Below are 22,571 nucleotides of genomic sequence, written 5' to 3' on the forward strand. Positions count from 1 at the left end.
GCACATCGTGGCGTTAGCACTCGAAGAAGAACACCGGCACCTCGCCGAATCGGTCGAGTCGTTCGGCGCGCGCGCCGACGGCATCGCGCACGGCCGGGCGCACTCCGCCCGGCTGGCGGCCGGCGAGCTGCCGGACACCTGGGATCAGCTGGTGCAGCAGCGCCTGCACGCGATCCACCTGCCCGAGCAGCACGGCGGCGACGGGGCCGGCATCGCCGAGCTCGCGGTCGTCGTCGAGCAACTGGGCAAGGCCCTGTACCCGGGTCCGTTCCTGCCGACCGTCATCGCCAGCGCGATCCTCGCGCGGGCGGGGGCCTCGGCCGTCGCGGCCGGGCTGCTCGCCGAGTTCGCGGGCGGCGCGACCGGTGCCGCCAGCTTCCGCTCCGGCCTGACCGCCGAGCGCACGGCCACCGGCTGGCGCGTCGACGGCGTCTCCGAGCCAGTGCTGGGACTGCCCGGCGCGGACATCGTGCTGGCGCGCGCGCTCGACGGCGCGGGCTCGCCAGTGTGGTTCCGCCTCGCCGGTGGCGCGAGCGCCACGATCACCGCCCAGGACGGCGTCGACCTGACCCGCTCTATTGGCGTGCTGGAGCTGCGCGGGCACGAGGTCCCCGAGGCCGACGTGCTCGCCGGCGTGACCGATGCCGACGCCGAGTGGCTGCGCAACACCCTCTTCGCCGCCGAGGCCACCGGCATCGCGGCCTGGACGCTCTCGACGGCCGTCGAGTACATCAAGACGCGCGAGCAGTTCGGCCGGGCGGTCGGCAGCTTCCAGGCCGTGCAGCACAAGGCCGCGATGATGCTGGTGCGCGCGGAGATCGGGTGCGCCGCGGCCTGGGACGCCGCCCGCGCGCAGGAGCACGACGCGGACCAGCGCGCGCTCGTCACCGCGCAGGCGGCGGTCGCGGCGTTATCCGCGGGCGTCGACAACTCCCTCGAGTGCGTGACACTGCTCGGCGGGGTCGGATTCACCTGGGAGCACGACGTGCACCTGTACTGGCGCCGGGCGATCAGCCTGGCGGCGCTCGCCGGGTCCGAGGAGCTGTGGGCACAACGCCTCGGCGAACTCGCGATTACCACGACGCGGGACTTCTCCTTCGTCGCGGATGACACGCTGCCCGCGCTGCGGGCCGAGGTCGCCGCGGTGCTCGAGCAGCTCGAGGCCCTGCCCGACGACGCCGTGCGCAGCGAGGGCTGGGCCCCGGAGCGGGGCGGCAGCCGACGCGCTCTGCTCGCCGGCGCGGGCCTGGTCGCCCCGCACTACCCGAAGCCCTATGGCCTCGGCGCGGGCCCGGAGCAGCAGGCCGTCATCGCGCAGGAGTTCGCGGCGCGCGGGCTCACGCAGCCGACCACCGTGATCGGCGAGTGGGTGCTGCCCACGATCCTCGAGCACGGCAGCCCGCAGCAGCAGGGGCGGTTCATCGACCCAACCCTGCGCGGGGAGATCGTCTGGTGCCAGCTGTTCTCCGAACCCGGCGCGGGCTCGGACCTGGCGGGGCTTTCGACTGCGGCCCGCAAGGTCGACGGCGGGTGGCTCCTCTCCGGCCAGAAGGTGTGGAACTCGATGGCCCACGAGGCCGACTGGGGCGTGTGCCTGGCGCGCACGGACCCGGACGCGCCCAAGCACAAGGGCATCTCGTACTTCCTCGTGGACATGAAGACCCCCGGGGTGGACGTGCGCCCGCTGCGGCAGGCCACCGGCTTCTCCGAGTTCAACGAGGTCTTCCTCGACGAGGTCTTCGTGCCCGACGAGTGCCTGGTCTCCGAGCCCAACCAGGGCTGGCGCCTCGCCGTCACGACGCTCTCCAACGAGCGCCTGAGCATGGGCGGGGCCCTGGGCCACGGCTCGAGCGACCGCTACCGCGACGTCCTCGCGCAGGGCGCGCACAGCTGCTCACGCGCGGACGCGGTGCGCGCGCTCGGCCACAGCACCAGCCGCGAGTTTGCGCTGTCCGCGCTCAACCTGCGCGGCGTCCTGGCCCGGCTCGCGAGCGTGGAGCCGGGCGCGGAGATCAGTGTCGCGAAGGTCTACAACGCGCTCGCCCAGCGCGAGGGCTCGCGGGACCTGCTGCGCCTGCTCGGCCCGCAGGCCGCGGTCCTGCACCCGGAGGCCGACCACGTGATCGACCACATCGGCCTGCCCGCCATCCTCTTCGGCGGCGGCACCGTGGAGATCCAGCTCAACGTGATCTCCCGACGCGTCCTGGGGCTGCCCCGCTGACCGCCCCGACTCGCACACCCTGACGTCGACTCCGTAGATATTCCTGAACAGGAGACACCTACACATGTACCTAGACCTGTCCGACAACTCGAAGGCGCTGCGCGCAGAGCTGCGCGCGTACTTCGCCGACATCATCAACGACCAAGACCGCGCGGACCTGGTCGACCAGACCGAGGGCGGCCCCACCTTCGACCGCATTCTGCGCAAGATGGGCGCCGACGGCTGGCTCGGCCTGGGCTGGCCGGAGGAGTTCGGCGGCCGCGGCGAGGACCCCGAGGCTCTCTACGTCTTCTACGACGAGGTCATCCGCGCGAATGCCCCGCTCTCGCTGGTCACGCTCAACACCGTCGGCCCGGCGCTGATCAAGCACGGCACCCAGGCGCAGAAGGACTACTTCCTGCGCCCGATCCTCGCGGGCGAGCTGATCTTCGCGATCGGCTACACCGAACCGAACGCGGGCACCGACCTCGCCGCGCTGGAGACCCGCGCCCGGGTCGAGGGCGACGAGCTGGTCATCAACGGCAACAAGATCTTCACCAGCGCCGGCGTCTTCGCCGACTGGGTCTGGCTGGCCGTGCGCACCGACCCGGACGCGCCCCGCCACCAGGGCATCTCCGTGGTGCTCGTGCCCACCAACTCCCCCGGCTTCTCGGTCACCGAGATCCACACCGTCGGCGGCATCAGCACCTCCGCCACCTACTACGAGGACGTGCGGGTCCCGCTGTCCAACGTCGTCGGCGAGCTCAACCAGGGCTGGAAGCTGATCACCGACCAACTCAACCACGAGCGCGTCGCCCTGGCCGCGCGCGGCGGCATCGCCAACGAGCTCTTCACCGAGGTCCTGGCCTGGGCCAAGGCCGAGCCCTGCGACGACGACAGCAACGTCTACGACGTGCCGTGGGTCCGCGAGAAGATGGCGGAGATCTACGCGCTGCTCAGCGCCGCCGACCTGATGAACCTGCGTCTGGTCGCCGACGTAGCGGCCAACACCCTCGGCGGCGGCGACTCCGCGGCCGCCAAGATCTTCGGCACCGAGGCCGTCGTCAGCGCCTACGGGATGCTGCAGGAGGTGCTCGGAGCCAAGGGGCTGCTGCGCCCCGGCACCCCCGGCGCGGCTATCGAGGGCCGCGTGGAGGCCCTGGGGCGCCGCGCGCAGAACAACACCTTTGGCGGCGGCACCAACGAGGTCATGCGCGAGATCGTCGCGGGCAAGACCCTCGGCATGACCATGTCCGCGCGTCGCCGCACCGATGCGCCCAAGACCACAGCTGGAGGGAAGTAACCATGGAGTTCGAGTTCAACGAAGACCTCTCCGCAGTCCGTGGCCTGGCCGAGCAGATCTTCTCTGCCCGCTCAGACGTCAAACAGCTGCGCAAGATCGAGCAGTCCGGCGGCTTCGACGCCAACCTGTGGAAGACCCTCGCGGATTCCGACCTGATCAGCATCGCCGTGCCGGAGTCGGCCGGCGGCGCGGGCCTGGGCATGCTCGGGCTCGTCGCCGTGCTCGAGCAGCAGGGCCGCCGCGTCGCGCAGGTGCCGCTGTGGTCGGTCGTGGCCACCGGCGCGCTGCCGCTGGCCGAGTTCGCCAGCCCGGAGCAGGCCCAGGCATGGCTGCCCGGACTGCTGGACGGCTCGCGCATTGTGACCACCGCCCTCGAGACCGGCAACGGCCGCCGCCTGCCCGTGCGCGCCGAGGCCGACGGTGCCGACTGGCGCTTGTTCGGCGAGGTCGCCTCGGTGCCCGCCGCCGAGGTCGCGGACGCGCTGCTGGTCCCGGCCCGCCTGCCCGACGGCTCCGTCGCCGTCGTGCTGGTCCGCACGGACGCCGCTGGACTGACCCGCACCCCGCTGTCCGCGACCAACTACGAGAGCACCGCCGCGGTCGGCTTCGACGGGGTCGCTGTCGCGGCCGCCGACGTGCTGCCGGGCGACGGCGCGCAGATCCTGGCGTGGACGCTGCGCCGCGCGCGGGTGGCGCTGGCCGCGCTGGCCATCGGCGTGTGCTCGGAGGCGCTGGCGATGACCGCCGCGTACACCTCCGAGCGCGTGCAATTCGGCCGCCCGCTCTCGACCAACCAGGCCGTCGCGGTACGCGCCGCCGACACCCACCTGGACACGGAGTCCATCCGCCTGACGACGCAGCGCGCCGCCTGGCTGATGGACATCGGCAAGGAGGACGAGACGGAGGCCGCGGCCCTGGTCGCGAAGTTCTGGGCCTCCCGCGGCGGCCTGCGCGCCGTCCACGCCACCCAACACCTGCACGGCGGCATGGGCGCGGACGTGGACTACCCGATCCACCGCTACTTCCTGTGGGGCCGCCAGATCGCGTTCACCCTGGGCAGCGCCGGCGCCATCGGCGCCGAGCTGGGCGATGAGCTCGAGAAGGGCGCGTCGATCGGATCGCCTGCGTGACCGAAGCTGAGAGCCGCGGCGAGCCCCCCGACGCGCTGCGCCCGCGACACAGCTTCTAGAGATATCGGTTCGCCAACCCCCAAAGCGATAGGTGTGCAGATCGTGACAACTCAGGAACACAAGCCCGGCCTCGCGCTGGTCAGCGGTGCCAGCCGCGGGATCGGCCGGGCCATCGCGCGGCGCTTCGCGGCCGAGGGCATCGCCGTGGCCGCCGTCTCCCGCACCATGCGGGCGGGCGACGGCGCGCTGCAGGGCTCCCTCGAGGAGACAGTCGAGCTGATCACCGCCGACGGCGGCGGCAACGCCGAGGCCTTCGCCGTCGACCTGGGCAGCCCCGACCTGGACCGCGCCGCCCTGATCGCGGAGATCGAGGAGAAGTTCGGCCGCCGGGTGGACGCCCTGGTCAACAACGTCGCCGCGGCCCGCCGCTACGACACGCTGTTCGCCGACATGCCCCGCGAGTGGTTCCAGGACTCCGTCGAGACCAACCTGTGGAACACCTGGGACCTGATGAAGGCCGTCATCCCCGGCATGCGCAAGAGCGGCGCCGGCTGGATCGTCAACATCTCCTCGCGCCAGGCCGGCCCCCGCGTCGGGCCGCCGTTCGCCTTCCACCCGCTGGCCGGCTCCGTGCTCTACGGCGGTACCAAGGCCATGCTGGACCGCATCAGCACCGGCTCTGCCATGGAGCTCTACGAGGACAACATCGCGGTGAGCTCGCTCGCCCCCAACCGCGGCGTCGCCACCGAGCACGCGGCCGGCGCGGTGCCCGGCTGGCCGTCGGAGCCCGAGGACACGATGGCCGAGGCCGCGCTGCTGCTCGCCAGCTCCAAGCTGGACGCGGTCACCGGCCGCGTCGCCTACAGCCTCCCGCTGCTCAAGGAGTTCAACCGTCCGGTCCGGGCGCTCGACGGCTCCGGCCTGCTCGCGGGCTGGCAGCCGGCGGACCTCGACGACGAATCCTTCCTGCTGCCCTACCTGAACTTCAACCCCCCGGGCGCGGTCCCGGAAGGCCTGCTGAAGAAGGCCTAGTCGGCGAGAACCTGTCCTATCCCGGCGCCCGCCCCGGCCTTGGTGGCCGCGGCGGGCGCCACAACTATCGTGGAGAGTGCAAGTTGGAAACATTCACCGAGATCGTCCGGCTGCGGGCCGAGGACGACAAGGTCGGGCTCCGGTTCGAGGACCAGTCCTGGACATGGCGCGAGGTCGTCCAGGAGGGCGCCGACCGCGCCTCGCTGCTGGCCGCGTTGGTGGACCCGGCCCCCGCAGACCGCCAAGTGCACATCGGCGTGCTGCTCGAGAACGTGCCGGACTTCGTGTTCTGGCTGGCGGCCGGGCCCCTCGCAGGCGCCGTCGTCGTCGGCATCAACGCCAGCCGCAGCGGCCCCGAGCTGGCGCGGGACATCGCGCACGCCGACGTGGACGTGATCATCACCGAGGACAAGCTGGCGCACCTGGTCACGGGCACCGGGCACAGCATCCCCGACGAGCGCATCCTGAACGTGGACCAGCCGTCCTACCTCGCCGCGCTCGCGCCCCACCGCGGTGCCGCGTTGCCGGATGTCACCCCCACCGCGGACCAACTGGCGCTGCTGTTGTTCAGCTCCGGCTCGACGGGCGCGCCCAAGGCCGTCATCGTCGGCCAAGGCCGCCTGGGCCGGCTCGTGGAAGCCCTCGTGGACCGCGTCTCGATGCGCCGCGACTCCGTGACGTATCTGTGCATGCCGCTCTTCCACGGCAACGCAGTGATGATGAACCTCGCAGTCGCCATGCGCACGGGCGCGACGGTCGGTATGACCCGCAAGTTCTCCGCCAGCGGCTTCGCGAAGGACGTTCACCGCTTCGGCGCGACCTACGTCAACTACGTAGGCCGCGCCTTGTCCTACGTGCTCAGCCAGCCGGAGGACCCGCGCGATGGCACCAGCACGCTGGAGCTGGCGTTCGGCACCGAGGCCTCCGAGGCGGATGTGCAGCGCTTCACCGAGCGCTTCGGCTGCGAGGTCATGGAGGGCTACGGCCTCAGCGAGGGAGTCTTCCGCCTCGGACGCACCGCCGACACCCCGAAGTACTCGCTCGGCCTGCCGCAGAACGGCCTGGACATCCGGGTCTACGACGAAGCCACCGGCGCGGAGTGCCCCCGCGCGGAGTTCGACGAGAGCGGCCGGCTCAAGGACATCGCGGCAGTCGGCCAGATGGTGGCCGTCGGCCTGGCCCGCGCCTTCGAGGGCTACTACAAGAACCCCGAGGCGATGGCCGACCGGATCCGCGGCGCGGACTTCTGGTCCGGCGACCTCGGCTACCGCGACGCGACGGGCTACTTCTACTTCGCCGGCCGGTCCTCGGACTGGCTGCGGGTAGACAGCGAGAACTTCTCCGCGGCCCCCGTCGAGCGGGTGCTCGCGCGCGTGCCCGGCGTCGCCTCGGCGCCGGTCTTCGCCGTCCCGGATCCCCGGACCGGCGACCAGGTGATGACCACTCTCGAGATGTCGGACGGCGCCGACTTCGACGTCGATGCCTTCGGCCCCTTCATCGAGGGCCAGTCCGAGATGGGCGCCAAGTGGTGGCCCACCTACCTCCGCGTGACCGACCGCATTCCGCTGACCGGCAGTGGAAAGATCAACAAGGCGCCGCTGCGCGAGGCAGCTTGGAACACCACCGACCCCGTCTACATCCGAGTGGGCAAGACCAGCGCCTACGTCCCGATCGACGACGCCCAGCGCGCGGCGATCGAGGCGGAATTCCGCAGCCACGGCCGGGCGGCGCTGCTGCCCCCGCCGGTAGCCGCGACTGTCTAGCGACACCCCCGAAATGAACAGTGGCCCCATGGCCGCCGCGGCACTGCGAATGTGGGCGCTCGGGCCCCCGACCTATATGCCCCCGCACGGGCCTCGAGGCCCGTGCGGGGCCCCGGTGGACCGGGTCCCGTTCCCGGCCTTCCTGATCGAGCGGGACCTGGTCCTGTTCGATACCGGCGTGGCCCCGAAGGCGGCGGGCGACCCGGCCGCGGTCTACGGCGACTCGGCGCGGGTGCTGGACTTCGACTTCCGCGCGGAGCACCAGATCGAGTGCCAGCTGGCGCAGTGGGGCCACACGTTCAGCGACGTCGGGAACGTCATCGCCTCGTACCTGCACTTCGACCACTGCGGGGGGGCTGAAGCTGCTCCCGCACGCGGTCACGTACATCGGGGCCGGCGAGCGCGAGTACGCGGACAACCCGGAGAAGTTCTGCCGCACCTGGGCGCGCCCACAGGGGACGCCGTGCATACCCGGGCCGAGTACGAGGGCGAGATCGCCTATAAGGGCGACCCTGCGGAAGATGAAATTCCTCGAGCAGACGCTCCCTGCGGACGTCTGGATCAACCACGACCCGTCGAACTGGGAGCGCTTCGGCGGCGCCGGCGAGATCCGCTGACGCCGTTCCCCCCACAGCACTGTGGCGGGCGCCGGGCGAGGATATTATCCCGGCTCGGCACCCGCCACAGTTGTTCTCAGGGTTCTAGCCGGCCGCGGAGCCCGTGGTGTCCAGCGCGACGATGCTGGTGGCCGCGTAGCTCTGACCGGCGGGCAGCTCGTCCGCGATGTAGGGCGTGATCTGCTCCGCCAGCTCGGCCACCGAGAAGACACCGTCGGCCGCGGTGAACTTGCGCTGCACCGTCGGCGGCGCCATCAGCGCGACCATGTCACCGTAGACGATGAACACCTGGCCGCTGACCTGCTCGGCGGTCGGGGTCGACAGGTACGAGACGAGGCTCGCGATGCGCTCGGGCGCCATGATGTCGAGCCCGGCGTCCGCCGCGCCCTCGCCGAAGACGCCGGCGGTCATCTCGGTGCGCGCGCGGGGGCAGATCGCGTTTGCGGTCACGCCGTAGCGGGCCATGCCACGGGAGGTCGAGAGCGTCAGCGCGACTATGCCGGCCTTGGCCGCCGCGTAGTTGGCTTGCCCAGCGCCGCCGAGCAGGAACGCCTCGGAGGCCGTGTTGACGACGCGGCCGTAGACCATGGCACCGGTGGCCTTGGACTGCGCGCGCCAGTGGATCGACGCGGCCCGGGTGAGCGCGGCGTGGCCCTTGAGGTGGATCGCGATGACGTCGTCCCACTGCTTCTCGGACATGTTGAACAGCATCGTGTCCCGGGTGATGCCGGCGTTGTTCACGACGATGTCGAGGCTGCCGAAGTTCTCCACCGCGGCCTCGACGAGCCGCTCGCCGAGCGACCAGTCGCTGACGTCGCCGAGCACGGCGATGGCCCGCCCGCCAGCAGCCTCGATCTCCCGCGCGACCGCCTCGCCGGCGGGTCCGATGTCGTTCACCACGACGCTGGCGCCCAGCGCCGCGAGGCCCAGCGCCTCTGCGCGGCCCAGGCCGGCGCCGGCGCCGGTCACGATGGCCGTGCGGCCCGACAGATCGGTGTCCTGCATGTCTTGTCCTCCTCAGTGTTGGGTGGAACAGCTTGCCGATATTGTGTGTGCGCTCATCAGCGCTGAGCCTCACTAGGCAGCCCCAGAATCAGCTCGGCGATCTGGTTGCACAGGACCTCTGAGGTCCCCTGCGAGGATGAGGTAGCACGGCCTGCTCGTAGATTCGGCGGGTCAACGCGGCCGGTGCGAGGGCCTCCGCGGCGGGCAGAGCGGACACGACTGCGGCCGCAGCGGGCCCGACCACGTCCTCCGGGAGGTGGATACCGAGCAACCCGAGCTCTCATCCCCGGCTGTAGTCGTTACTACAGTTCAGGCCAGCGACTGATGGCCCTCGGCGAGCTCAATAGCCATATTGCGGAATTTACCGCACGGCCGGGGCCATGCGCGGCACCAGCGGGAGCCTGCCTGAATCCGTTCCCGCGACCAGGCACCACGTTGAGGATCAGCTGGATCCGGTGCCAAGATTCGAATCGCTAGCCGCTATCTGGCCCACCTGCCCTAGTTCGTCTTCCACGCCTGGCCGAAGAGCACCAGGGAGTTCGAGGACCCCAGGATGCCGTGCATGTTCGCGTTCCAGATGATGAAGTCGGAGAAGTCCCCGTACACCAGGTACGGCGCGTCCTTGTTCACCTGCTGCTGGATCTTGTCGAGGATCTGCAGCTTCGCGTCCGCGTCCGGCTCCGTCTGCACCTGCTCGATCAGCGCGTCCATCTCGGGGCTGGTGTACATGCCGTACACCTGCTTGCCTGCGCTGTGCATCGTCGCGAACATCTTGGGGTACGGGTCCGCCTCGCGGAAGCTCAGCCCCCAGGCGGCGATGTCGTAGTCCCGCTCCGCCGCGATGGTGCGGATCTGGTCGCCGATCGTCGGCAGGTTGTTGACCTGCACGTCGAAGCCCACAGCCTCGAGTTGCGCCTCCACCGCAAGGGACGTCTGCAGAGACGCGGGGTCCGACGCGTCGATGACCTCGAGCTGGCCGTCGTATCCGTCCGCCTTCGCGGCGTCGACCAGTCGCGTGGCCTCCTCGACGTCCACCTGCGGGCCGGGGGTCTCGGTGTGCCAGCGCGAGCCCTCCGAGAAGATCATGTTGGTGCTCTTGTTCGTGTTGCCGAAGGCCCGCTCGTTGATGATGTCCGTATCGATGGCCAACTGCATCGCCTTGCGCAGGCGCGGATCGGCGCCCGGCCGGCCCTCAGCTGCGTTGATGACCGCCGCGTTGGCGGCAGCCGTCAGGTTCATGTACCCGCTCACGCCGCGGTCCAGCGCCTGCTGGATCTCATTCGGCTCACGGACGAACGTGGCGTCGATGCCGCCGTTGAAGAAGGTCTCCTGCCCCACCGTGGTGCTGGGCAGGTACACGAAGGTCAGCGTGTCCAGGTTCGGCTCGCCGGCCCAGTAGCTCGGATTGGCGTTGAGCAGCATGGACTCGGCCTGCGACCACTTGTCCAGGGTAAAGGGCCCGGCGCCGATCGGGGTGAACTTGCCGTCGGCCCCGTCCGAGTCGGTGGACACGATCATGCCGGGCCCGGTGGTGAGCAGCCCGGGGAACTCGGCCCAGGTCTTGTTCAGCTCGTAGACCACGGTCTTGTCGTCGGGCGTGGTGATGCCGACGACGCTGTCCTTCCACAGCGCGGCCTCGGGTGCCGGCTTGGCGGCGTAGCGCTCCTGGCTGGCCTTGACGGCCGCCGCGTCGACGGGCTTGCCATTGGAGAAGGCCACCCCGTCCCGGAGGGTCAGCGTCCAAGTCCGAAAGTCCGCGTCGTGCTCGAGGCCCGCCGCCATCTGGGGGACAAACTCCTGGGCGTCGCTGTCGAGCCGCATGAGGGAGTCGTAGATGTTGACCATCTCCGCGCCGCCGGTGGTGACCGAGGTGATGGTGACCGCGGGGTCGAGGGATGCAGGCTCCGAGTACGAGCCGAAGGAGGCGCCACCGCCCCGGACGGGCTCGCCGCCATCGACCACGTTCACCATGCCGTCGCTGAGCACTGCGGACGCTTCTGCGCCTCCCGACTCCCCAGCGCTGGCGCAGCCGGTCACGAACAACGCGACTGCGGCCGGCACGGCCGCCATCCGCCACATACTTAATCTTCCTCGAACCACCTGGGACTCCTTTACCGAGATTCACCGCACATTCCGACGGCGCACGCCGCACGGGCACTTGCGGCCAACCCTTCCATTCGGTATAGGCCGGAGATCAGCGAGTTCCCAACCATCGGGACGGGAGGGAAGAGACACTCAGGGCAGGGCGCACGCGGCGCCGGCGGCCTCGCCATCGGCCACGACGACGGGGAAGGCTGGCACGGGCGGGCGGGCCCCGGCCTCAACCTCGGCGCCGACGAGCGGTGGCGCGGCGTCGAACTCGGCCAACTCCGCGGGGCCGAACACGCGCGAGCGGGTGAGGAACCGGTAACCCTCGGGGGCCTCGAGGCTGAAGCCGCCGCCGCGGCCTGGCACCACGTCGAGGATCAGCTGGGTGTGGCGCCAGGCGTCGAACTGCGGGCCTGAGATCCAGACCGGAACAGCGTCGGCGCCCTCGGGCAACGCCACCGGGGTCTCGCCGGGCTCGGCGGCGAGGTCGAGGATCCCGAGGAGCACGTCGCGGTCGCCCACGATGAACTCGCCGTCGAGGTAACACATGGGCGAGGAGCCATCGCAGCAGCCGCCGGACTGGTGGAGCATGAGTCCCCCGTTGCGGTCGCGGAGGGTCCGCAACAGGTCGCACGCAGCGACGGTGGCGACTACGCGCGGTTGCGGCTTGCGCGCGGCCAGGCTGTCCGTGCGCGAGGTGTCCTTCAGGTCGACACCGGAACGGCCCAGTTGGCGCGCCCCGGCCACTAGTCCGGCGATCACCCGCGCCGCGTCGGTGTAGGCCAGGCCCTCCGGCGGGTGCACGTTGGACACGCAGTTGCGGTCCGCGTCGGGCCGTCCTGGACGCGGCAGGTGTGTCAGGTACATCCCGACGCTCGCCGCGACGGAGAGTCCGGGGCGCTCCCCGATGAGCACAATCACGGTCTGCACTCCCATGGCGGCGCCGATGTGATCGCCGAGTGCTACCCGCGCCTCGGTGGCGATCACAGGCGGTGCGATCGTGTATCGCTTTCCCAGCACTGCGGCCAACGCCGCAAGCAGTCCTGCGCCGTGCTGCGTCAGGGCGGTCGGCGAGAGCCCGTCGCACAGCACGAAGCCCAACTCGGCCCCCGACGCCGAGATCGCGGACAGATCGGCTGGCAGCCGGCCCAGGTCCGGGCGCCGCAGGTACTCGCTGCGCGAGGACGCCTGGCTGGTCACCACCGCCGGGGCGCCGAGTCCCAGGGCCGCCACCTGACTGGTCAGCCCGGCCAGGTCCAGCGGCTGGTGCACCGCGTCGCGGGCCAATGCGTGCGCTGCCCGGAACTCGAGCACGCTCTGGGTTCGCTGGGCGTCCCCGGATCGGCCCAGGCCGATCCGGGCCTGGGTGCTGCCGCGCAGGCTCTGCCACAGGTCCTGTGCACCGATTTCGTCGGGCACGGGCCCGCGGCCATCGCCAGTCACAGTGCACCTGGCAGGGCGCGCAGCGGCGAATGCGCGGCCGAGACGGGCAACACTCTCCCCGTCGTCTCGTCGAACATCCCAAGCCCCCGCAGCCACTCCTCGAACTCCGGGGCCGGGCGCAATCCGAGCACCTGCCTGACATACAGCGCGTCGTGGAAGGAGGTGCTCTGGTAACCCAGCATCACGTCGTCGGCACCGGGCACCGCGATGTGAAAGGTCAGCCCCGCCACGGCGAGCAGCGTCAGCAGGTCATCCATATCGTCCTGGTCGGCCTCGGCGTGGTTGGTGTAGCACACGTCCACGCCCATCGGCAGGCCCAGCAGCTTCCCACAGAAGTGGTCCTCGAGCCCGGCGCGCACTATCTGCTTGCCGTCGTAGAGGTACTCCGGGCCGATGAACCCGACCACCGTGTTCACCAGCAGCGGCTCCAGGATCTGCGCCACCGCGTAGGCCCGCGCCTCCAGGGTCTGCTGGTCCACCGGGCGGTTCCCGGTGCCCAGGTGCGCGCCGGCGCTCAGCGCGGACCCCTGACCGGTCTCCAGGTACATCACGTTCTGCCCGACGGTGCCGCGCCGCAGCGAGCGGCCAGCCTCGTTACCCTGCCGCAGCAGCTCCAAGTTCACCCCGAATCCCGAGTTCGCGCCCTCAGTGCCGGCGATCGACTGGAATACCAGGTCCACCGGCGCCCCGGCCTCGATCAGGTCGATGGTGGTGGTCACGTGCGAGAGCACGCAGGACTGGGTGGGGATCTCATAGCGCAGCCGGATCTCGTCGAGCAGGTGCAGCAGGTCGCTGGTGGCTTGCGGTGAGTCGGTCGCCGGGTTGATCCCGATGGTCGCGTCCCCGCAGCCGAGCAGCAGCCCGTCCAGGGTGGCCGCTGCGATCCCGCGCGGGTCGTCGGTCGGATGGTTCGGCTGCAGCCGGGTGGAAATCCGGCCCGGCAGGCCCAGCGTGGTTCGGAACGCGCTGGTCACCCGGATCACCCGGGCCACGGCGATCAAATCCTGATTGCGCATCAGCTTGCTCACCGCCGCCACCATCTCGGGCGTGAGTCCGGACGAGACCCGGGCCAGGGTCACCGCCGCATCCGGCGTGGACGCAACCTGCAGCAGCCAGTCCCGCAGGCCGCCGACGGTCAGGTGCGAGACCTCGCCGTAGGCCACGCGATCGTGCTTGTCGATGATCAGCCGGGTGATCTCGTCGTCCTCGTAGGGCACCACCAATTCGACCAGGAACGTGTCCAGCGGAACCTCTGCCAGCGCCCATTGTGCGGCGGCCCGCTCGCCGTCGCTCGCCGCCGCACAGCCGGCGAGCTCGTCGCCTGAACGCCGCGGGGTGGCCTTGGCCAGCAGGTCGATCAGCCCGTCGAAGGTGTGGTTGGTACCGCCGATGCTCTGGCTATACATCGTCATCGAAGCTGCGCCTCCGCCTCCGCCAGTGCGGCGAACTCCTCCTCGGGCGCGCCGGCAACCAGTCTCTTCCGAGAGTAGAGGCCGAAGTACGCGAGCAACAGGGCGTAGATGCCCAGGGCGATCCCCGCCGCCAGCACATCGGCGAGGAACGTCGCGACGATGGCCACGCAGGCCAGCGTCAGCGCAATCCCCGAGGTGACCGCCCCGCCAGGGGTGCGGTAGGGCCGCTCCATGTCGGGGGCCTTCCGGCGCAGCACGATGTGCGAAAGCATCATCAGCGCGTAGGAGACGACGGCGCCGAACACGGCCGCGTTCAGCAGCCTGTCGCCGGCCTCGGTCATCGACAGCCCGAAGCCGATCACGCCAGGCACGATCAGCGCCAGTGCGGGCACCTTGCGACCGCTGGTCAGCGACAGCGTCTTCGGGAGATAGCCGGCGCGAGAGAGCGCGAACGTCTGCCGGGAGTAGGCGTAGACGATGGAGAAGAACGAGGCGATCAGCCCGAACAGCCCGGCGTAGTTGACGAACGTCCCCATCATGCCTGAGCCGGTGGCCTGGTCCAGCGCCTGCACCAGCGGGTTCGACGAGTCCTTGAGCAGGTTCGAGCCGGCGCCGCCGGGGCCCAGGAACAGCACCAGCATCGCGAAGGTGAACAAGATGCCGAGCGCGGTCAGGATTCCCCTGGGCACGCTGCGGGCGGGATCTTTGGCCTCCTCTGCGGCCAGCGGGACGCCCTCGAGTGCCAGGAAGAACCAGATGCCGAACGGGATGGCCGCCCAGATGCCCATCGCGCCGTGGGGCAGGAAGGCGGAGCCGCCCGGGTCGGCGGGGATGTCGGTGAGGTTGGCAAAGGAGAAGTGCGGGATCATCCCGACGAAGAACACGATCAGCGCGACCACTGCGACGGCGGTGACCACGAACATCACCTTGAGCGCCTCGCCCGCGCCGAAGAGGTGGATACCCACGAAGATGGCATAGCAGGCCAGGTACACCGGCCAGCCCGCGGTTATCCCGAACAAGTTCAGCGACTGCACGTACCCGCCGATGAAGGTGGCGATCGCGGCTGGCGCGATGGTGTATTCGATCAGCACCGCAGCCCCGGTGGCGAAGCCGCCCCAGGGCCCGAGGGCGCGCCGGGCGAAGGTGTAGCCCCCGCCCGCCGTGGGCAGCGCGGAGGAGAGTTCAGCCAGCGACAGACACATGCACAGGTACATGAACGCGACGACGATGACCGCAATCAGCAGCCCGCCCCAGCCCCCCTTGACCAAGCCGAACTGCCAGCCGGCGTAGTCACCGGAGATCACAAAGGAGACCCCCAGCCCGGCTAGCAGCACCCATCCGGCCGAGCCCGATTTGAGCGTGCGTTTAGCCAGATAGCTGGCATCATCGGAGGCCGGCGGCGCGGCCCCGGCGGATACGTTTGAAACGGCCATGCGGTGTCCTCTATCTCGGTCGGCAGGCGGAGGAGAGCTCGCCACCCTCCCCCCACGATTCAGAGATGGCGGAATGGCAGCGGGGGTTATGGAAACGGCGCGGGGGACGGCGGGGGGCAGCGTCCCCCGCACCGAGTTTGGGGGTCAGAAGAAGCCCTGGGCGCCTTCCGCGTAGGAGACCAAGAGGTTCTTGGTCTGCTGGTAGTGGTCCAGCATCATGCGGTGGTTCTCGCGGCCGAATCCGGACTGCTTATAGCCGCCGAACGCGGCGTGCGCCGGGTACTGGTGGTACGTGTTGGTCCACACGCGGCCGGCCTGGATGTCGCGGCCGGCGCGGTAGGCCGTCGTGCCGTTGCGGGACCAGACGCCGGCGCCCAGCCCGTAGAGGGTGTCGTTGGCGATGCGGATCGCGTCGTCGTAGTCGGTGAAGGACGTGACGGCGACGACGGGGCCGAAGATCTCCTCCTGGAACACGCGCATGTCGTTGTTGCCGGCGAAAATGGTCGGCTGAACGTAGTAGCCGCCCGAGAGGTCGCCGCCCAGATCCGCGCGCTCACCGCCGGTGATGACCTTCGCGCCCTCGGCCTTGCCGATCTCGATGTACGAGAGGATCTTCTCGAACTGGTCATTGCTGGCCTGCGCGCCGATCATGGTCTCCGTGTCGAGGGGGTTGCCCTGTCGGACGGCCTTGGTGCGGATCGCGGCGAGCGAGAGGAAGTCGTCGTAGATCGAGCTCTGGATCAGCGCGCGCGACGGGCAGGTGCACACCTCGCCCTGGTTGAGCGCGAACATCGTGAAGCCCTCGAGCGCTTTGTCCTGGTAGGCGTCGTCGGCCTGCATCACGTCGTCGAAGAACACGTTGGGGCTCTTGCCGCCGAGCTCGAGGGTGACTGGGATCAGGTTCTGGCTGGCGTACTGCATGATCAGCCGACCGGTGGTGGTCTCACCGGTGAAGGAGACCTTCGCGATGCGGTTGCTCGACGCGAGCGGCTTGCCGCACTCGACGCCGAAGCCGTTGACGATGTTGATGACGCCGGCGGGCAGCAGGTCCCCGATCAGGCTCATCAGGTAGAGGAGCGACGCCGGCGTCTGCTCTGCGGGCTTCATCACGATGGCGTTGCCGGCGGCCAGCGCGGGGGCCAGCTTCCAGGTGGCCATGAGAATCGGGAAGTTCCACGGGATGATCTGCGCGACGACGCCGAGGGGCTCGTGGAAGTGGTACGCGACCGTGTCCTCGTTGAGCTGCGAGAGCGAGCCCTCCTGGGCGCGGATGGCGCCGGCGAAGTAGCGGAAGTGGTCGATCGCGAGGGGAATGTCGGCGGCGAGGGTCTCGCGGACCGGCTTGCCGTTGTCCCAGGACTCGGCGACGGCGATCTTCTCGAGATTCTGCTCCATGCGGTCGGCGATCTTGTTCAAGATCAGCGCGCGCTCGGCGGGCGAGCTCTTGCCCCAGGCGGGGGCGGCGGCGTGGGCTGCGTCGAGGGCGAGCTCGACATCCTCGGCGGTGGACCGCGCCACATCGCAGAACGCCTGGCCGTTCACCGGCGTGGTGTTCTCGAAGTACTGGCCCTTGACGGGGGCGACCCACTGGCCGCCGATCCAGTTGTCGTAGCGGGACTCGAAGGACATCACTGAGCCGGGGGCACCCGGGCGTTCGTAAACAGTCATTCCGCACTCCTAGCGTCTGTGTCACTCGCCGGATCCTCGCCAGCTTGTGATTCAGAACACTAGGAGCGGCTACGTTGCAACGAGGTTGCAGAGATGCCAAATCGCCGGTTCAACAGATCCAAATGGGCCCTGGCCTGCACATGCGCAGGTGATCCGGTGGGCATCAGCGCGGCGAGCGCCTGCCAGATGATGGGGTCGTCGCGGCCTGAGACCGTACCGGCCCACGCCTGTAGGAGCCGCGCGTCCCGGCTGCGCAGCACCGCGCCCCGCATCTCCGCGTCGAGCCGCTCGCGGATCTCCACCACGCCCGGCGCGAGCGAGTCCGCCAGCACCGGCCCCGGGTGGCCCTGCAGCGCCCCGACCACGTCTCCCCTTGCCAACGACTCCCGTACAACGTCGAGGTCCGTGCGCAGCGGCGCCTGCAACCGGTACGGCCGCGAGCCCACCGAGCCCGGCCCCAGCACCCGGCGCAGCCGCGACAACTCCGCACGCACAGTGACCGAGTCCAGGAAGCGCTCGTCGAGCAGCACCGCCAGTTGCTCCGCGCCCATCCCCTCCGAATGCTCCGCCAGCAGCAGCAGGATCTCCGCGTGCCGCGGAGATAGTTGAATTTCCGCGCCATTGCGGGTCAGCGTGGGCCGGGCGCGGCCCAGCACCGACAACAACGGCACCTGAGCCGGGGACTCCAACCCGCCGTCCTGCATCCTCCAGCGCAGCTCCAATTCCGCCGCCGCGACCGTCGCGCGCACCAGCGTCAGCACCTCCGGGGCTGCGACGCGGGAGCCGCCGGTGATATCGATCGAGCCCAGGATCGCGCCGGTGACCGGATGGTGGACCGGCGCGGCGGCGCAGCTCCACCGGTGGACCTGCCGGCTGAAGTGCTCGGCGCCAAAGATCTGCACGCAGTGGTCCACCGCCAGCGCGGTGCCGGGCGCATTGGTCCCCACCGCCGCCTCGCTCCAGTCCGCGCCCTCCACGAACGCGATCGTGCCCGCGTGGTCGCGCATTTGAGTATCGCCCTCCACCCACAGCAGCCGACCGCTCGCATCGCTGATGGCCACCAGCAGGCTCGAGTCCTCCGCGTCTTCGACCAGCAGCTTCCGCACCACCGGGAGCACCGTCGACATCGGGTGCGCGACGCGATACTCGGCCAGATCGGAGTTGTCCGACGCGAGCCGCCCGCCCGACTCCGGGTTGACCCCGCTGAGCTGGCTGCGCTCCCACGATTGGCGGATCACCGGGCGGACGTCGTCGCTGTAGTCGACCCCGTGACCGCCCGCCACAAACTGTCGGTGCGCGCGGCCCATCTGTGCCGCGAGCTCAACCTCGTCCTGCCCTGGCCGCAGCGCCATCCAAGGGCCGGACCGCCCTGCAGGCTCCCGCACTGACATCCACGATCCCTTCCGCTCCACTCAACTGTAACTGAGGTCACAAAGGTCGCACAGCACTAACCCACCCTCGGCAGCAGTGCCTGGAGGCTACGCGCACGCATTGCCCCCCACCACAGCCCTGCCCCGTAACCGACATCGTCGAGCCGCTTGAACAGCACATAACGCATGGGGTCGAGGTTGCCCGGACCGTCATGCGTCGCCCAATCCGCAAGCCCCTCCGAGAGGGCGACTAGCGCGATCACCCGCCGGGCCCTCCTAGAACACAGCCCCACGAGGACCGCGAGGGGCCAATAGTGCCGACAGATGCCCGACGCCAACTGCCACAGCGCCCCGCCCAATCCCATGGCGAGCAACCGTGCGGCGGCCCGGCCCGGATGCGCGAGTCCGCCCAGGGTCCGGCGGAGCTTGAACCCCGCGAATCCCGTCGCCGCCACCGCCGACACCGCGCCGGTCTTGGTCCCGCTGAGCAGCGCCACTCCCGCCGCCGCCGACCACGGCGCGAGCACCAGCGGCGCGACATCGCCAGCGTGCCGTGCGGCGAGCGGGGCTGCGCCCACACCGTAGAACGCCTTGCGCCCGAGCCATGTCCGGAGCGTGGTCCGATGCTCGTGGGCCACCTGCGCAGCGGGCTCATAGCGCAACCGCCAGCCCGCCTCATGCAGACGCCAGCACAGGTCCACGTCCTCCGCCACGTGCATCGACTCGTCGAAGCCATCCTCGAGGGCTGCCCGACGCACCATCATCGCAGCACTCGGCACATATGCCACCGGCGAACGCGGCACCACCGGCCCGGGCTTCGCGCCGAGGTCCAGGGAGGAGCGAATCTGCTCATATCGGCCGAGCGCGCCGGCTGGATCGCCGAGGCTGATGATCCGCGGCGCCACCAGGGCCAGCGTCGGGTCCGCGAAGTGCGCGGAGAGGATCGCCAGCCAGCCCGCGACCGGCACCGCGTCGGAATCGATGAACACCACGAACTCGGTGGTGGCCGCGGCCAATCCAGTATTGCGTGCGGCGGCAGGTCCCCTGCACTGCGCGTGCCGGATCACGTGCGGGGCCTGGATCGGGATCGCTGAGCCGTCGTCGACCACAATCACGTGCTGTGCCAGCGACTTGAGCAGCCTGTCGATGCCGGGCTGGTTGTCCTTGACCGGCACGATCACCGTCACCTCCGCCACCGGGCGTGGACCGAGGTCCGGGTGCGCGATGCCGAGGTCGAGGAACCTGCGGGCCAGCGCGGCCGTGGCGGGGCTGGTGACCGTCAACTCGCCGTCCGCGATCAGTTCCGCCGCTTGGGGTTTGAGCCGCAGCAGCGTGGTCGGCGAGCCGCCGAGCAGCGCCGCGCCGCCGTCGAGCCGGCGTACCGCGGGGTCGATCCGCACCCGGAACCCCGCGGGGAGCTCGGTCATGCCAATCTCCCATGCTTGTCCGGGGTCCACGCTGCGACCGCGTCGGACACCGACAGGCGCAGCCGCGCTAGGAGCTCCGCGCCCTCCGCCGCGCTGGCGCCCGCCGGATCGCCCAGCACACCGTTGGGGCTCACCGCCGCGACCCCGCCCGCGCGCATCCGCTCCCACAACTGCGGCAGCGGCTCGGTGTTGCCGGCCGCCGCCCGCTCGAGCCGGACCACGTGCGGGGCCAGGTGCAACAGCAGCGAGGTCTCGGTGCGCCCAGCGTGCGCGTCCCCGCCCGGGATGATCGGCGTCCACCAGGCCGCGTCGCGCCCCTCATAGCGCAGCCGTTGGACCGCTTTCGCGAGAGTGGGCACGTTGCCGCCGTGCCCGTTCACGAAGAGCAGTCGCGGCGCCCACTCGCAGGCCGAGCGGCCGAACTCTAGGAGCACCGAGTACAGGGTCTCGGCGCCGATGGACACCGTCCCCGCGAATCCCTGGTGCTCGCCGCTCGCCCCATATGACAGCGCCGGGGCGAGCAACACGTTGGGCAGGGCCTCCGCGATCGCGGTGGCGATGCGCGTATCTGTGTCCAGCGGCAGGTGCGGGCCATGCTGCTCGACGGCGCCGACAGGCACCACCAGCAACGCGTCGACCACCTCATTCGAGGTCGAATCTTCTAGTCTCACAGCGCTTCCCCCACCCTCTGCCCCTCGATGATCGCAGCGTGGGCCCGCCGCGGCGCGAGGGCATCGCCGATGCGGTGGAGCTCCCGGCCTGAGCCTTTGAGCTCCCGCCACAGCGCGTCCTCCGGCGCCTGCTGCCCAGCGCCGACAATCCAATCCCAGTGCTCCACGGCCACCTCGCCAATCGAATGGTGCAGCATCGCCACGCCCTCGTCGTCGGAGCCAATCACGACACGGTCCGTGAGTTGCGTGATCCCGAGCCCGTGCGCGCGCATGAGCCATCCTTCCCGGTCGAGGGTGACGCCAAGATCCTGGCCCACCACCATGCCATCGGTGCAGATGGTGACGTCGCAGCCGCGTTCCGCGAGCAGTTCTGCCACCGAGGTGCCCGGGTGGAAACCGAGGCCGTCGATCACCAGCACCTTGCCCGTGGGGCGCACTCGGTCCCCCAGCACATCCCGGACGTCGCAGTACCCCTGCCCCGCCCAGGCTGGCCTGATCGGTCTCGCGCCGGTGGCAATCACGACGACATCCGCCGCCAGGTCCGCCGCCGTCGCAGTGGCCTCTAGCTGGAGCTGGACGCTGGCCGCCCTGCATCGAGCTGCCAAATCCCTTGTGAGCAATGTCAAATCCGTACGGTACGGGGCCCTGGCCGCCTCGGCGATCTGCCCGCCCAGCGCACCCGAGCGCTCCATCAGCGTGACGCGGTGCCCACGCTCCGCCGCGACTGCCGCCGCCTGCATCCCGGCCGGCCCGCCGCCGACGACGATCACGGACTTCCCTCTCAGGGCTGGCGTCGGCAGCGCCGTCGCCTCGTGTCCCGTCCGGGGATTGACCACACAGCCGATCGCGCGGTTGAAGCCCACCCGGCCGATGCACTCTTGGTTGCAGGCCAGGCAGGTCTGCCTGATCTTGTTGCCGTCCATGGCCTTTTGCGCGAAGTCCGGGTCCGCGATCTGGCCGCGCACCACTCCCACCAGGTCGCATTGGCCGGTGGCGAGGGCCTTTTCCGCCGCAGCCGGATCGGTGAACCGCCCCACGCCGATGACCGGCACCTGCAGCACCTCTTTGAAAGCGGTCGGAATATGCATGGCGTAGCCACGGGGTGTCGCCATCGAGGCCTCGATCAGATGCAGTGTGCTCGTCGCCAATCCGATAGAGGTGTTGACGTAGTCGACGTGGCGCTCCACCATTTGTGCGACCTCTAGGGCCTCCCCCATCTCGATGCCTCCGGCGACCCGCTCTTCCCCAGCCAGCCGCACGCCCAGTATCAGGTCTGGCCCCAGCGCCGCGCGGATCGCGGCCAACGTCTCGATGAGGAATCGCGCACGGTTCTCGAGCAAGCCGCCGTACTCGTCCGTGCGCAGATTCGTGCCGGGCGCGAGGAAGCCGCGGATCAGCGAGGCCTGCGAAGCCTGCAGTTCGACGCCGTCGAATCCGCCCTGGCGGCAATGCTCGGCGACCTTGGCGTAGCCAGCGATGAGCTGGTCGATCTCGGCCTGTGTCAGCGCCTTCGGGACCTCGCGGAACATCGGGTCCGGCACCGCGCTCGGCGCCCACAGGGGACGGCCGGTGTGCATCGAGCTGCCCTGCGCGCCATTGTGGTTGAGCTGCGCGAGGATGACCGCGCCGTGCTTGTGCGCCGCGGCGGTGATGGTTCTATATCCGTCGACAACCTCTGGCCGATAGCCCTCGATGAGCTTCTCGTAAGGGCGGTCCGAGGGATGCACCGTGTGCTCCTCGGTGATGATCAGCCCCGCCCCGCCCCTGGCCCGCGCCTCGTAATAGGCCGCGTGCTGCGCCGTGGGCAATCCGTTGACGGCGAAATTCGTCAGGTGCGCGGAGAACACCACTCTATTGCGAATCGTTCTGCTGCCCAATTCAACCGTTGAGAGCAAGCGTGAATAGCCACGTTCAATCATTTCTCACAACTCTCATATTTTGCCAAAAAGAATTGCTGAGATACCTTGACTGTATTCGCATATTCCGATAAAATAGACTGTACATTCGAT

Annotated in this window: 15 protein-coding genes and 1 pseudogene; 5 read left to right on the plus strand and 11 right to left on the minus strand. The window is 69.9% G+C overall.

The genetic code is table 11. The features are described from left to right. Positions 1-7: 7 nt before the first annotated feature. The 5 genes from TBIF_RS10290 (at position 8) to TBIF_RS10310 (ending at position 7,428) form a co-directional block, all read left to right on the plus strand. A complete protein-coding gene (locus TBIF_RS10290; RefSeq protein WP_024794727.1) occupies positions 8-2,221 on the plus strand; it encodes an acyl-CoA dehydrogenase family protein in 2,214 nt (737 codons plus the stop codon). Between the two features lie 64 nt (positions 2,222-2,285). After that, positions 2,286-3,503, plus strand: a complete 1,218-nt coding sequence (locus tag TBIF_RS10295; RefSeq protein ID WP_024794728.1) for an acyl-CoA dehydrogenase family protein — start codon at positions 2,286-2,288, stop codon at positions 3,501-3,503. Positions 3,504-3,505: 2 nt separating this feature from the next. After that, the gene (locus TBIF_RS10300; protein WP_024794729.1) at positions 3,506-4,633 is read left to right on the plus strand and encodes an acyl-CoA dehydrogenase family protein; all 1,128 of its coding nucleotides are present in this window, start codon (positions 3,506-3,508) and stop codon (positions 4,631-4,633) included. Between the two features lie 102 nt (positions 4,634-4,735). Further along, positions 4,736-5,665 (plus strand): SDR family NAD(P)-dependent oxidoreductase, encoded by a 930-nt coding sequence (locus TBIF_RS10305; RefSeq protein WP_084611650.1) that lies wholly within the window; start codon positions 4,736-4,738, stop codon positions 5,663-5,665. Positions 5,666-5,748: 83 nt separating this feature from the next. Next, on the plus strand, positions 5,749-7,428 hold the full coding sequence (locus TBIF_RS10310; protein ID WP_024794731.1) for an AMP-binding protein: 1,680 nt from the start codon (positions 5,749-5,751) through the stop codon (positions 7,426-7,428). Positions 7,429-8,129: 701 nt separating this feature from the next. Here TBIF_RS10310 and TBIF_RS10325 read toward each other — a convergent pair. The 11 genes and pseudogenes from TBIF_RS10325 to TBIF_RS10370 all read right to left on the minus strand — a co-directional run bounded on the left by TBIF_RS10325 (position 8,130) and on the right by TBIF_RS10370 (position 22,481). Then, positions 8,130-9,050, minus strand: coding sequence for a 3-oxoacyl-ACP reductase (locus TBIF_RS10325; protein ID WP_024794732.1), 921 nt, complete (start codon positions 9,048-9,050; stop codon positions 8,130-8,132). A gap of 498 nt (positions 9,051-9,548) precedes the next feature. After that, positions 9,549-11,120: an ABC transporter substrate-binding protein gene (locus tag TBIF_RS10330; protein WP_158506334.1), complete on the minus strand. Its 1,572-nt coding sequence runs from the start codon at positions 11,118-11,120 to the stop codon at positions 9,549-9,551. A gap of 165 nt (positions 11,121-11,285) precedes the next feature. Further along, positions 11,286-11,762: a DUF779 domain-containing protein gene (locus TBIF_RS26240; RefSeq protein WP_268746908.1), complete on the minus strand. Its 477-nt coding sequence runs from the start codon at positions 11,760-11,762 to the stop codon at positions 11,286-11,288. A gap of 48 nt (positions 11,763-11,810) precedes the next feature. Beyond that, positions 11,811-12,557, minus strand: a pseudogene (gene eutC / locus TBIF_RS26245) (ethanolamine ammonia-lyase subunit EutC); the annotation flags it as partial. A 20-nt stretch (positions 12,558-12,577) separates the two neighbouring features. Next, positions 12,578-13,993, minus strand: a complete 1,416-nt coding sequence (locus tag TBIF_RS10340; RefSeq protein ID WP_024794735.1) for an ethanolamine ammonia-lyase subunit EutB — start codon at positions 13,991-13,993, stop codon at positions 12,578-12,580. Then, on the minus strand, positions 13,990-15,426 hold the full coding sequence (eat, locus tag TBIF_RS10345; protein ID WP_024794736.1) for an ethanolamine permease: 1,437 nt from the start codon (positions 15,424-15,426) through the stop codon (positions 13,990-13,992). The genes TBIF_RS10340 and eat overlap by 4 nt, the downstream gene beginning before the upstream one ends. Before the next feature lie 144 nt (positions 15,427-15,570). After that, positions 15,571-17,094 (minus strand): acetaldehyde dehydrogenase ExaC, encoded by a 1,524-nt coding sequence (gene exaC / locus TBIF_RS10350; protein ID WP_024794737.1) that lies wholly within the window; start codon positions 17,092-17,094, stop codon positions 15,571-15,573. 59 nt (positions 17,095-17,153) lie between these two features. Further along, the gene (locus TBIF_RS10355; RefSeq protein ID WP_024794738.1) at positions 17,154-18,485 is read right to left on the minus strand and encodes a sigma-54-dependent transcriptional regulator family protein; all 1,332 of its coding nucleotides are present in this window, start codon (positions 18,483-18,485) and stop codon (positions 17,154-17,156) included. 56 nt (positions 18,486-18,541) lie between these two features. Further along, on the minus strand, positions 18,542-19,897 hold the full coding sequence (mftF, locus tag TBIF_RS10360; protein WP_372435167.1) for a mycofactocin biosynthesis glycosyltransferase MftF: 1,356 nt from the start codon (positions 19,895-19,897) through the stop codon (positions 18,542-18,544). After that, positions 19,888-20,562, minus strand: a complete 675-nt coding sequence (gene mftE / locus TBIF_RS10365) for a mycofactocin biosynthesis peptidyl-dipeptidase MftE (protein WP_038170677.1) — start codon at positions 20,560-20,562, stop codon at positions 19,888-19,890. Before mftE ends, mftF begins: the two co-directional genes overlap by 10 nt. Further along, positions 20,559-22,481, minus strand: a complete 1,923-nt coding sequence (locus tag TBIF_RS10370; RefSeq protein WP_024794741.1) for a mycofactocin system FadH/OYE family oxidoreductase 2 — start codon at positions 22,479-22,481, stop codon at positions 20,559-20,561. The genes mftE and TBIF_RS10370 overlap by 4 nt, the downstream gene beginning before the upstream one ends. Positions 22,482-22,571 lie beyond the last annotated feature (90 nt).

It is taken from the genome of Tomitella biformata AHU 1821 (assembly GCF_000524475.1).
In the GTDB taxonomy this organism is placed as follows: domain Bacteria; phylum Actinomycetota; class Actinomycetes; order Mycobacteriales; family Mycobacteriaceae; genus Tomitella; species Tomitella biformata.

Bases quoted from the DNA above. Each gene is read 5' to 3' on its own strand.
- TBIF_RS10325 (WP_024794732.1), bottom strand. From the start codon at position 9,050: ATGCAGGACACCGATCTGTCGGGCCGCACGGCCATCGTGACCGGCGCC.
- exaC (WP_024794737.1), bottom strand. From the start codon at position 17,094: ATGACTGTTTACGAACGCCCGGGTGCCCCCGGCTCAGTGATGTCCTTC.
- TBIF_RS10370 (WP_024794741.1), bottom strand. From the start codon at position 22,481: ATGATTGAACGTGGCTATTCACGCTTGCTCTCAACGGTTGAATTGGGC.
- TBIF_RS10340 (WP_024794735.1), bottom strand. From the start codon at position 13,993: ATGACGATGTATAGCCAGAGCATCGGCGGTACCAACCACACCTTCGAC.
- TBIF_RS10330 (WP_158506334.1), bottom strand. From the start codon at position 11,120: ATGGCGGCCGTGCCGGCCGCAGTCGCGTTGTTCGTGACCGGCTGCGCC.
- TBIF_RS10355 (WP_024794738.1), bottom strand. From the start codon at position 18,485: ATGTCAGTGCGGGAGCCTGCAGGGCGGTCCGGCCCTTGGATGGCGCTG.
- TBIF_RS10295 (WP_024794728.1), top strand. From the start codon at position 2,286: ATGTACCTAGACCTGTCCGACAACTCGAAGGCGCTGCGCGCAGAGCTG.
- TBIF_RS10300 (WP_024794729.1), top strand. From the start codon at position 3,506: ATGGAGTTCGAGTTCAACGAAGACCTCTCCGCAGTCCGTGGCCTGGCC.
- eat (WP_024794736.1), bottom strand. From the start codon at position 15,426: ATGGCCGTTTCAAACGTATCCGCCGGGGCCGCGCCGCCGGCCTCCGAT.